General features: G+C 69.4%; 13 protein-coding genes. 9 read left to right on the forward strand and 4 right to left on the reverse strand.

Annotated elements, in window-relative coordinates:
• Window positions 1-26: 26 nt before the first annotated feature.
• From ABGI63_RS02290 to ABGI63_RS02305, 4 genes are all read right to left on the reverse strand, one after another.
• Window positions 27-401, reverse strand: a complete 375-nt coding sequence (locus ABGI63_RS02290; protein WP_349740841.1) for a hypothetical protein — start codon at window positions 399-401, stop codon at window positions 27-29.
• Window positions 402-412: 11 nt separating this feature from the next.
• Window positions 413-1,264 carry an ankyrin repeat domain-containing protein gene (locus tag ABGI63_RS02295; RefSeq protein WP_349740842.1) on the reverse strand — a complete coding sequence of 284 codons (852 nt, stop codon included), beginning with the start codon at window positions 1,262-1,264 and terminating at the stop codon, window positions 413-415.
• Window positions 1,265-1,392: 128 nt separating this feature from the next.
• Complete coding sequence (locus ABGI63_RS02300) at window positions 1,393-1,917, reverse strand: hypothetical protein (protein WP_349740843.1); 525 nt, start codon at window positions 1,915-1,917, stop codon at window positions 1,393-1,395.
• Window positions 1,918-2,259: 342 nt separating this feature from the next.
• Window positions 2,260-3,246 (reverse strand): 2-hydroxyacid dehydrogenase, encoded by a 987-nt coding sequence (locus ABGI63_RS02305; RefSeq protein ID WP_349740844.1) that lies wholly within the window; start codon window positions 3,244-3,246, stop codon window positions 2,260-2,262.
• 108 nt (window positions 3,247-3,354) lie between these two features.
• Here ABGI63_RS02305 and ABGI63_RS02310 point away from each other — a divergent pair, with 108 nt between their 5' ends.
• From ABGI63_RS02310 to ABGI63_RS02350, 9 genes are read left to right on the forward strand one after another with little or no spacing between them, the layout of a single operon-like run.
• Window positions 3,355-4,281 (forward strand): fumarylacetoacetate hydrolase family protein, encoded by a 927-nt coding sequence (locus ABGI63_RS02310; protein WP_349740845.1) that lies wholly within the window; start codon window positions 3,355-3,357, stop codon window positions 4,279-4,281.
• A gap of 27 nt (window positions 4,282-4,308) precedes the next feature.
• A complete protein-coding gene (locus ABGI63_RS02315) occupies window positions 4,309-5,310 on the forward strand; it encodes an ABC transporter substrate-binding protein (protein WP_349740846.1) in 1,002 nt (333 codons plus the stop codon).
• A 31-nt stretch (window positions 5,311-5,341) separates the two neighbouring features.
• Window positions 5,342-5,926 carry a VOC family protein gene (locus tag ABGI63_RS02320; protein WP_349740847.1) on the forward strand — a complete coding sequence of 195 codons (585 nt, stop codon included), beginning with the start codon at window positions 5,342-5,344 and terminating at the stop codon, window positions 5,924-5,926.
• Window positions 5,926-6,681: an ABC transporter permease gene (locus tag ABGI63_RS02325; protein WP_349740848.1), complete on the forward strand. Its 756-nt coding sequence runs from the start codon at window positions 5,926-5,928 to the stop codon at window positions 6,679-6,681. The genes ABGI63_RS02320 and ABGI63_RS02325 overlap by 1 nt, the downstream gene beginning before the upstream one ends.
• An 11-nt stretch (window positions 6,682-6,692) precedes the next feature.
• A complete protein-coding gene (locus tag ABGI63_RS02330; RefSeq protein ID WP_349740849.1) occupies window positions 6,693-7,490 on the forward strand; it encodes an ABC transporter ATP-binding protein in 798 nt (265 codons plus the stop codon).
• The gene (locus ABGI63_RS02335) at window positions 7,490-8,461 is read left to right on the forward strand and encodes an alpha/beta hydrolase (RefSeq protein ID WP_349740850.1); all 972 of its coding nucleotides are present in this window, start codon (window positions 7,490-7,492) and stop codon (window positions 8,459-8,461) included. Before ABGI63_RS02330 ends, ABGI63_RS02335 begins: the two co-directional genes overlap by 1 nt.
• Window positions 8,462-8,506: 45 nt before the next feature.
• A complete protein-coding gene (locus tag ABGI63_RS02340; RefSeq protein ID WP_349740851.1) occupies window positions 8,507-9,406 on the forward strand; it encodes a dihydrodipicolinate synthase family protein in 900 nt (299 codons plus the stop codon).
• Window positions 9,403-9,780, forward strand: a complete 378-nt coding sequence (locus ABGI63_RS02345) for a RidA family protein (RefSeq protein WP_349740852.1) — start codon at window positions 9,403-9,405, stop codon at window positions 9,778-9,780. The genes ABGI63_RS02340 and ABGI63_RS02345 overlap by 4 nt, the downstream gene beginning before the upstream one ends.
• Complete coding sequence (locus tag ABGI63_RS02350) at window positions 9,780-10,367, forward strand: malonic semialdehyde reductase (RefSeq protein ID WP_349740853.1); 588 nt, start codon at window positions 9,780-9,782, stop codon at window positions 10,365-10,367. Before ABGI63_RS02345 ends, ABGI63_RS02350 begins: the two co-directional genes overlap by 1 nt.
• The last annotated feature ends 214 nt before the right edge of the window (window positions 10,368-10,581 follow it).

Consider the following 10,581-nt stretch of genomic DNA (forward strand, 5'->3'; position numbering starts at 1 on the left):
TTCAGAGGGTGGGGGGTGCCGATGGCTCAGGGGGCGTCCTCGCCATCGGCGGCGAACTCGAGGAAGCGGTACTGGCCGTCCACACGGCCGAAATAGAAGGCGTAGGGCCGGCAGAACACGACCCGGCGATCGCCGCCATCCGGCAGCGCCGCTTGCCTGGCTAGGCAGCGGCGCTGGGCGTCGGCAAAAAGCAGCCGGGGCATATCGCGCTGGAAACCGGCACGGTCCAACGCGCGGCCCTCGAACAGAAAGGGCAGCCGGGTCAGCCCGGCCAGGGCCGGGCCGTCCTGGGCGCCGACGGCAGCACGGAAGCGGGCATGAAAACCGGCAAAGTCCTCGGCCCACAGCGGCCGCCAGACCAGCGCCAGCAGCAGCACGAGCAGGAGTCGTGGCTGTCTCATCACGGGCCGCCTCACCACAGGCCCAGCCAACGCGGCTTCGTCACCGCCTCCAGGCGGGCCACGGCGCGTTTGTGGGTCTGCAGGTTCCAGGCCGTGGCCTCGGCGCGCTGGCGCGCCAGATCCAGCGGGCGCGCCCCGACGGCGAGAGGCTCGCCCGGCCCGAAGGCGCGCGACATGATGGGAGCCCGGTATCGGTAGGGTGCCGTGGTGCGCAGCTGCGGGTCGGCCCCCTGCGCCAGCAACCAGTCGATGCCGCGCACGCTGTCATGGAGCGCGGCAAAGTGCAGCGGCGTGAGACCGCCCTGGTTGCGCACATTCACCCCGGCCACCAGCAGGCGCGGGTGGAACACCGTGTGGAGGGGCACGTTGCCGCGCGGGTCGGTGGCCAGCGGATCGGCACCGCCGTCCAGCAAGGCTTCCACCACGGCATCGCCGGCCATATGGATGGGCTGCCGACCCTCGGCATCCAGCGCATCGATGCGGGCCCCGCGGGCGATCAGCAACCGGGCGCACGGCCCGCAGCCGAAGCGGGCCGCAAAGTGCAGAGTGGTTTCGGCATCGTCGCTGGTGCGCGCGTTGGGGTCCAGACCCGCGTCCAGCAGGCGCTGCAAGGTCGGTTCGCCCGCACCGAGGTGTATCGCCTTGTGCAGCACGGTGGCGCCGCCCATCGGGTCGATCGGATAGGGCTTGCCGCTGCGCTGCTGCCGCGCGATCAGCTGCTCCAGCCCCGTCAGGCTATCAGCGGCAAAGACGGCTTTGAAGGCCTCCATGCCATCGTCCTGCGCCCACAGCGCGCCGGCCATCGAGCCCAGCAGCAGCGCAATGGCGTGGCGCCGAAGCAGCGCGGACAGGGGGATGCTCATCAGGGCCTCTCGGGTCGACGCGCCGGACCGGCGCACGAGAGGCAGTGTCAGAAACGCAGGTATCGGCCGCGCTTCGCGCCGCGTATCGCTGTGTTTCTTATGTTGTCAGGGCACGGGCCCTCACGGCATCAGGCGCCGCGCGCGGCGCGGCCGGCGTCGAGCTGGGCGCGCAGCTCCGCGACCTCGGCGGCCAGGTTGTCGCGCGCGGTGACCGCGCCGACCAGCTCCATCTCGGCGGCCAGGCGCGCATCGGACTCGCCCGCCGCGCTCGCCAGCTGGCGCTCGAGCTGGCGGCGCAGCTCGGCGAGCTGGGCGTCCTTGCCCTCGATGGCCAGCTGATCCTTGGCCTTGCCGACCAGGGCGTTGGAGGCGATATCGCGGGCATGGCGCAGCTCCACCGTCAGCCGCTCGATGCTGGCATCGCGCTCCGCCAGCTGGGCCAAGGCCTGCTCGTTCGACTGCCGCAGTGCGGCCAGCTCGCCCTCTGTTTGCGCCAGACTGTCACGCAGCGGCACGGCCGCGTTCTCGGCCAGCTGCCGGGCCCAGCCGCTCAGCGCGGCGGTGATCGACGCTGGGACAACAAGGTCCGTGCCCAGCGTCGCCTCGGCTGCAGCAGCGGCAACATCGCTGGCGGTGGTTTCTTGGCCTGACATATCGATTTCCGGTGAAGTTGCGGGCTGGCCCATGGACAGCAAGGGCGACCGCCCGGGCAGGTTTCTTTAATGCAACAGGCATTGTCAGGCACGGCAAATCCTCCACCCAAACTAAGGCCTGCCAGCGCCTGGTCGAGAACGCGGTCATGCAGATGTCGGCGAAGAAATTCGCCGCGCCGGCTGGCTGCTTGACCAGGGATGTGCCACGGGCGATCAGGACAGGCATCGGGACCTTCAGCTTCAGGGTCGCGGACTTGCTCGCGCTCATCGCCTCGCGGGTGCGCGGCTTGCCCAACCGGCCTGCTTTTGCAGCACGACGCATCATCCAAGTATCAAAGCCCCTCAAGCAGGCACGGCGCTCGGCAGCGCCCGGCCCGCGAAGAAGGCCTGCAGATTCCCGATCACGTTGTCCACCTGGGCACGCTGGGCGGCCGGCGAGCGGCCCGAGACATGGGGGGTCAGCAGCACCCGGGGCGAGGCGGCCAGCGTGGCCGGCACGGCGGGCTCGCTCTCCAGCACATCGAGCCCGGCGCCGGCGATCTCGCCGGCCTCCAGCGCCGCGATCAGCGCGGCGGTGTCGAGCACCGAGCCACGCGCGATATTGACCAGATAGCCGGCGGGGCCGAGCGCGCGCAGCACCTCGCGACCGACCAGATGGCGGGTGGCCGGGCCGCCGGGACAGGCCAGCACCAGGAAGTCGGACTCGGCGGCCAGGGTCGTCAGCGCGGCCACATGGCGATAGGGCAGCTCGGCGCGCGGCGTGCGCGCGGTGTAGGCGATCTGCATATCGAAAGCCTGGGCGCGGCGCGCGATCTGCTGGCCGATATGGCCCAGGCCCAGCAGGCCCAGCCGGGCGCCGTTCAGGGTCGGGCGGGCGGCGCGGCTGAGCTCCCAGTCGCCGCGCTTGACGGCCGCGTCCAGCCCGACGAAGCCGCGCGCCAGCGCCAGCATCAGGCCCAGCGCATGGTCGGCCACGGTGGCGTTGTTGACACCCGGTGCGTGCGTGACCGCGATGCCGCGCGCGCGCGCCGCCGCCAGGTCGATGTTCTCGTAGCCGGCGCCGAAGCTGGCGATCAGGCCCAGCGCCGGCAGCCGCGCCATCGCGGCCGCGCTCAGGCCGGTGCTGCCATTGCTGAGCACCGCGCGCAGCCGGCCCAGCCGCGCCTCGCCCAGGCGCGCGCCCAGTGCGCCGAGGGCCTCGACATCGCGCAGGCCGGCCGGCTCGTAGATCAGCGCATAGCGCGCGTCCAGCGCCGCCAGCGCCTCGGGCTGCAGGGGGATCAGGACCAGCAGCGGCTCGCGGTCAGGCTGGGCATCGTTCATGGTCATCGCATCGCTTTCGTGTAGGTGACTTCCCGGAGTCGTCGCTTGAATGGCTTGTTATGTATACATGTGAATGATATTGTATTCACAACAACAAACAGAGGACCACCACCGATGCACAACAACTGGTACGCCATCGCCTCCTACGAGCAGGGTTCCGGCCCGCGCGCCGCCCTGGTGCTGGACGAGCAGCTTTACGACGCCGCCTCACTGGGCGCCGAGGCCAACCCGCTGCTGCTGGGCAGCCAGCATGTGATCACGCAATGGGAGCAGCAGCGCGCCGCGGTCGATGCACTGGCGCTGCGCCTGCATGCCGAGCGCGCCGCCGGCCGCGCGCGGCCGCTGCACGCCGGCAGCTACAAGCTGCTGGTGCCCTACCAGCCGGGCCGCATCTTCGGCGCCGCATCGAACTACTACGAGCATGCGGCCGAGATGGGCACCCAGCTGATCGCGCGCAGCGAGAGCGCCCCCTATTGCTTCATGAAGGCCGAGAGCAGCGTGATCGCCACCGAGGAGGATGTGGTCAAGCCGGCCACGACGCACAAGCTCGACTGGGAGGTGGAGCTGGGCGTGATCATCGGCCGCAGCTGCCGCCATGTCTCGGTCGAGCAGGCTCATGAGGTGATCGCCGGCTACACGGTATTCAACGACATCAGCGCGCGCGACCTGAACCGCCGCAGCGACTATCCCTTCACCCACGACTGGTTCCGCGGCAAGAGCTTCGACACCTTCGGACCGATGGGCCCCTGGGTGGTGCCGGCACAATGCATCGCCGAGCCGCAGAAGCTGCGCATGCGGCTGGCCGTCAACGACGAGCTGATGCAGAACGACACGGCCGAGGGCATGATCTTCAATATCGCCGAGCAGATCGCCTATCTGTCGTCGATGCTGACCTTGCGCCCCGGCGACCTGATCGCCACCGGCACGCCGACCGGCGTCGGCATGGGCCAGGGCAGGTTTCTGCAACCCGGCGATGTGATGACGGCCAGCATCGAGCAGATCGGCACCCTGCGCAACCGCGTCGTCGCGGCCGCGCTCTGAACCTCCCACCCCAGCCAAGGAAGCCCCATGCCCTCTTCCATCACCGTCCTGCGCGGCCTCGCCCTCGCGCTGGCCTGCGCTGCAGGCGGCGCGCTTGCGCAAGACAAGGTCAAGTTCAACCTGGCCTGGCTGCCCCAGGGCAGCACCGGCGGCGTGCTGGTGGCCGCCGCCAAGGGCTATTACGCCGAGGCCGGCCTCGAGGTGCAGGCCCAGCGCGGCTACGGCGGCCAGCGCACCGTCAACGAGATCGACCAGGGCCTGTTCGAGTTCGGCTACGGCGACCCGATCAGCGTGATGCTGAACCGCGCCAACGGCGGCAAGACCGTGATGGTGGGCGCGATCAACACGGTGTGGCCGGCGGCGCTGTGCTATTTGCAGGACGGCAAGCGCAAGCCGCTGCGCAGCATGGCCGATCTGAAGGGCCTGAGCCTGGGCGGCGGCGCGGCCTCGCCGCTGCAGAACATCGTGCCGGCCTGGCTGGCCGCCAACGGCCTGCCGGCCGACCATCTGAAGCTGCTGCGCCTGGACCCCACCGTGATCAACCCCTCCTTTCTGCAGGGCAAGATCGACCTGGCCGAATGCTGGGAGGGCGCCAACAAGCCGCTGCTGGAATCGCTGGTGGCGCGCGAGGGCAAGAAGCTCGGCGCCCTGCCCTACCGCGACTTCAATCTGAACATCTACGGCAACGGCCTCGTCACCAGCGAGAAGCTGATCGAGAGCAATCCGGATCTGGTCCGGCGCTTCGTCAAGGCCACCTACCGCGGCTATGAGCTGATGCGCAAGAACCCCGAGGAGGCGGCCGACCTGATCGTCGCCGGCAACAAGCTGCTGAACCGCGACATCCTGCTGCAGCAGATCAAGGAAACCACGGCCATCATCAGCGACCCGGCGGCCGACAACAAGAAGCCCGGCTATATCCGCGCCGACCGCATGCATGGCACGGTGGAGTTCGCGAAGAAGGCCTTCAATGTGACGGCCGCCGTGCGCGGCGCCGAGATCTACACCAACCGCTTCGTCATCGGCGACTGAAGCGCGCAGACCCAAGCAGGAGCAGACAAGCATGGAGACAAGAGCAAGCCTGAGACCGCGCCGCCTCGGCCACATCGTGCTGATGGTGCGCGACATCCACGCCTCGGTGCGCTTCTACACCGAGGTGATGGGGCTGACCGTGTCGGACTGGATCAGCGACCAGATGGTGTTCCTGCGCGCCAGCAGCGACCACCACGACCTGGCGCTGTCGCAGATCCCCAAGGACTCGGCGGCGCTGCACGATCTGCCGCGCTACGACCGCCCCGGGGTCGAGCATTTCTCCTATCTGGTCGACGATATGGCCGAGATGGAGCGCTCTGTGGCCGTGCTGCAGGCCCATGGCGTCGAGATCGTGCGCGGCATCGGCAAGCACGGGCCCGGCGAGAACCTGTTCCTGGTCTTCAAGGACCCGGACGGCAACAACGTCGAGCTCTATTGCGAGATGACCCAGATCACGGCCGAGCGGCCCTACGAGGCCAGGGTCTGGGAACGCAATATCGAATCGTTCGACCAGTTCCGCTTCGAGCGCTTTGTTGTGCCGCCGCCGGCCGCCGTGGTCGCGGCCAAGCAGGGTGGCGCGAAGGCCGGCACGGGCGATGACGGGGGCGAGGCCTGATGAACGCGATGCTGAAGCGCTGGCTCGAGACCCTGCTGTTCTGGGGCCTGCTGGCCCTGCTGTGGGAATTCGGCGTCGGCTGGCTGGGCATACGCCGCTACCTGCTGCCGCCGCTGTCCGATGTGCTGCTGGCCGGCTGGAACGCGCGCGGCGCCTTGCTGGAGAACACCTGGGTGACCCTGCTGGAGGTGCTGGTGGGCTTTGCGGCGGCGGTGCTGGGCGGCGTGCTGCTGGGGGTGCTGATCCATCTGAGCGGTTTCGCCCGCCGCACCCTCTATCCGCTGATCACCGCGCTGCAAAGCATGCCCAAGATCGCGCTGGCGCCGCTGATGATCGTCTGGTTCGGCTATGGCTTCGGCTCCAAGGTGGCGGCCACCTTTCTGTTCGCTTTCTTCCCCATCGTGATCGCGACCCTGGGCGGCATGCAGAACGTGGCCATCAATCTGGACGAGCATTTCCGCGCGCTGGGCGCCTCGCGCCTGGACACCTTCTGGCGGCTGCAGGTGCCGGCGGCACTGCCGGCCTTTGTCGACGGCATCAAGATCGCGATGCCGCTGGCGGTGATCGGCGCCATCGTCGGCGAGTTCATCGGCGCCGAGCAGGGCCTGGGCCATCTGATGACCATGGCCACCGCGAATGCGCAGACCGATCTGATGTTTGCCGCCATCCTGACCATCACCGCGCTGGCCGTGCTGCTGTATGCCGCGGTCGAGCGCCTGGCCAAGGCCGTCTGGTGGCGTGGCATCTCTTTCTAAGGTGAGCCCTGATGTTGCATCAAGTCCTTCCCAAGCCGGTGGCCGCGCCCAGCCTTCCGGCGATCAGCGCGCGGGCCGTGCTGAAGACCTTTGCCGGCAAGCACGAGGTCAAGGCGCTGGAGGCGGTGGATCTGGAGATCCGGCCCCATGAGTTCGTCTCGATACTCGGCCCCAGCGGCTGCGGCAAGAGCACGCTGCTGCGCATCGTCGCCGGGCTGACGCCTTACGAGGGCGGCGAGGTGCTGGTGAACCAGCGGCCGGTCAAGGGGCCCAGCCCCGAGATCGGCGTGGTGTTCCAGAGCAGCAATATGCTGCCCTGGCTGACCGTGGGCCAGAACATCGCGCTGGGCGCCAAGCTGCGCAAGATCCCCGAGGCCCAGGCCGCGCCCAAGATCGCCGAGCTGATCGCGATGCTGGGGCTCAAGGGCTTCGAGAACAACCACCCGCACCAGCTCAGCGGCGGCATGCGCCAGCGCGCCGCCATCGGCCAGATCCTCGCGCTGGACCCGCAGATCCTGCTGATGGACGAGCCCTTCGGCGCACTCGATGCGCTGACCCGCGACAAGCTCAATGTCGAGCTGCTGCGCATCTGGCAGGAGCAGCGCCAGACCGTGCTGCTGGTGACGCACAGCATCTCCGAGGCGGTGTTCCTGTCAGACCGGGTGCTGGTGATGTCGGGCCGGCCCGGCAAGGTGGTGCGCGAGGTCACGATCGATCTGCCGCGCCCGCGCCGGCCCGAGACGATCAAGCAGCACCCGCGCTATGCCGAGTACATGGCCGAGCTGTCGCAGCTGATGGGCGTTTATTGATGGAGCCCCCACGCTCACTTTGTTCGCTGCCCCCCGAGGGGGCGCTCAACGCCTTGGGGCGGCCCGGCGGCGTTGATCTCCAACCGCTGCTGCGCGAGATCGGCCCGCGCTGGGCCGAGGACATCAACAAGCACCGCGCCCAGATCGTCGAGGCCTATACGCCGCTGCTGGCCGCGAACCCGCTGCCGGGGCTGGAAGTCACGCGCGACATCGCCTACGGCGCGCATGCGCGCCAGCGCCTCGACATCTATCAGGGCCGCGAGGCCCGGAGCGCCGACGCGCGCCTGCCCATCATGGTCTTCGTCCACGGCGGCGCCTTCCTGCGCGGGCAGAAGGACAGCAATGCGCAGGTCTATGGCAATGTGGCGCGCTTCTTCGCGCGCCACGGCTTTGTCGGCGTCAATATCGAATACCGGCTGGCGCCCGAGGCGCCGTTCCCGGCCGGCGCGCAAGACCTGGCCCTGGCGCTGGACTGGCTGCGCGCCAACGCGGCCGGCTTTGGCGGCGACGCGCAGCGCATGCTGCTGATCGGCCATTCGGCCGGCGGCGCCCATGTGGCCAGCCTGCTCGTCGACCCGCGCCTGCAGCCGCTGGCCGGACCGGTGGCCGGCGCGGTGCTGATCAGCGCGCGGCTGCGCGCCGATCAGCGCGCCGACAACCCGAACGCGGCCGGCGTGCGCGCCTATTTCGGCACGGACGAGAGTCGCTACGAGGCCGATTCGCCGGTCAGCCATGCCGCGCATCTGCAAGTGCCGCTGCTGCTGGCCGTGGCCCAGCACGAGAACCCCTGGCTCGATGTCTATGCGATGGAGTTCGCCCACCGCGTCGGCCTCGCACAGGGCCGCAGCCCGCAGCTGGTCTGGGTACCTGAGCACAACCACACCTCCATCGTCACCCATCTCGACAGCGGCATCGGCGACGACGGCTTCGGCCAGCGCCTCTTGAGCTTCGCGCGCGGCCTGAGCCCCTAGCCGGCGCCCGACCACCCTTCCCTTTTTCCTGCTGGAGTTCTGCCCATGGTCAACGATGTCCTGACCGGCGCGTTCGCGCCCGTCGTCACCCCCTTCCTGTCCGATGGCCGGCCCGATGTGGACCGCTTCATCGCCCATTGCCGCTGGCTGCTGGCGCAGGGCGCGGGGTTGGCGCCCTTTGGCACCAATAGCGAGGCCAACTCGATGAGCGCCCTCGAACGCATGGCCTTGCTGGACGCGCTGATCGATGCCGGCCTGCCGCCGGCCCGCATGCTGCCCGGCACCGGCGCCTGCTCGGCCCCCGAAGCCGCCCAGCTGTCGCGCCATGCGGTGCAGCGCGGCTGCGCCGGCGTGCTGATGCTGCCGCCCTTCTTCTACAAAGGCATCAGCGACCATGGCCTTTACGCCTTCTACGCCGAGGTGATCGCGCGCATCGCCGATCCGCGCCTGCGCCTGTACCTGTATCACATCCCCGCGCTGTCGGGCGTGCCGATCAGCCATGGCGTGATCGAGCGCCTGCTGCGCGACTTCCCCGGCATCGTCGTCGGCATCAAGGACAGCTCGGGCGACTGGGACAATCTGCGCACGATGCTGGAGCGCTTTCCCGAGCTGGCGATTTTCCCGGCCTCGGAGAGCTTCATCTCGCGCACCCGGCCGCTGGGCGCGCGCGGCTGCATCTCGGCCACGGTCAATATCAACCCGGGCCCGATCAGCCGGCTGGTCGAGCAGTGGGACCGCCCCGAGGGTCAGGTCTTGCAGGCCGGTGTCGACAGGGTGCGCCAGATCGCCCAGGCCCGGCCGATGATTGCCGCGCTGAAGGAGGTGCTGGCGGAGGGCCTGGGCGAGCCGGGCTGGCGCCGTGTACGTGCACCGCTGGTGGGCCTGGCGCCCGAGGCCGCGCAGGCCCTGCATGCCGAGCTGGCCGAGGCCGGCTTCAAGCTGTGAAGGCCGCCGCCGGCATCGCGCCGCTGGGCAACTATCCGGCGCTGCGGCGGCGCGGCCCCTGGCTGTTCGTCTCGGGCATGAGCGCACGCCAGGCCGACGGCTCGGTGCCCGGCGATGCGGCCCGCCAGACCCGGCTGGTGATCGAGAAGATCCGCGCGGCGCTGGCGGCCGAGGGCGCCGATCTCTCGCACTGCGTCAGCCTGAGCTGCTATCTGGTCGACATGGCCGACTTCGCCGCCTACAACGCCGCCTACGCCGAGTTCTTCCCCGACCTCAGCGGCCCGGCCCGCACCACGGTGGCGGTGCACCAGCTGCCGCATCCGGATATGCGTGTTGAAATCACCGCCACCGCCTGTTTGCTGGAGGACTGCTGATGCCCAGACTCGATGACGCCGCGCTGGACCTGCTGTTCCGCAACGCGCGCAGCCACAACGCCTGGCTGGACAAGCCGGTCAGCGCAGCCCAGCTGCATGAGCTCTACGAGCTGATGAAGCTGGGGCCCACCAGTTCCAACGGCTCGCCGGCCCGCCTGGTCTTCGTCAACAGTGCGGCGGCCAAGGCTCGGCTGGTGCCGTTGATGGCGCCCGGCAACCAGGCCAAGGTGCAGGCGGCACCGGTGAGCGTGCTGATAGCCTACGACAAGCGCTTTCACGAGCGGCTGCCCCAGCTGTTCCCGCACAACCCGGGCGCCGCCGCGCCGTTCGCAGCCAACCCGGCGCTGGCCGAGGCCACCGCCTTTCGCAACAGCAGCCTGCAAGGCGCCTACCTGATACTGGCGGCGCGCGCGCTGGGGCTGGACTGCGGACCGATGTCGGGCTTCGACGCGGCCGGCGTCAACCGCGAGTTCTTCGGCGGCGAGGTGGTGGTGAATTTCATCTGCTGCCTGGGCTATGGGGATGCGGCGGGCTTGTTTGCGCGGCATCCGCGCCTCGACTTCGATACGGCCTGCCAGTTGCTGTGAGGTGATGGGGTTGGCGCTGGATCAGGCCGCCTGGGTGTCCTGATCCGGCACCGGCGTTCGCGTTTCGGTGAAAAAGCCCAGCGCCTGTTGCCGAGAGTAGCGGGTGAGTGGCTCAGCGAGGTAAAGGAGGAGGGCCGGCACGGCCCGGGGGACAGGAGCGGAGCCACTCACCCGCTGCTCTCGGCCCCCCCCCCCCCCCCCCCCCCCCCCCCCC

The sequence above is a fragment of the Roseateles cavernae genome (assembly GCF_040187885.1).
Taxonomy (GTDB): domain Bacteria; phylum Pseudomonadota; class Gammaproteobacteria; order Burkholderiales; family Burkholderiaceae_C; genus Roseateles_E; species Roseateles_E cavernae.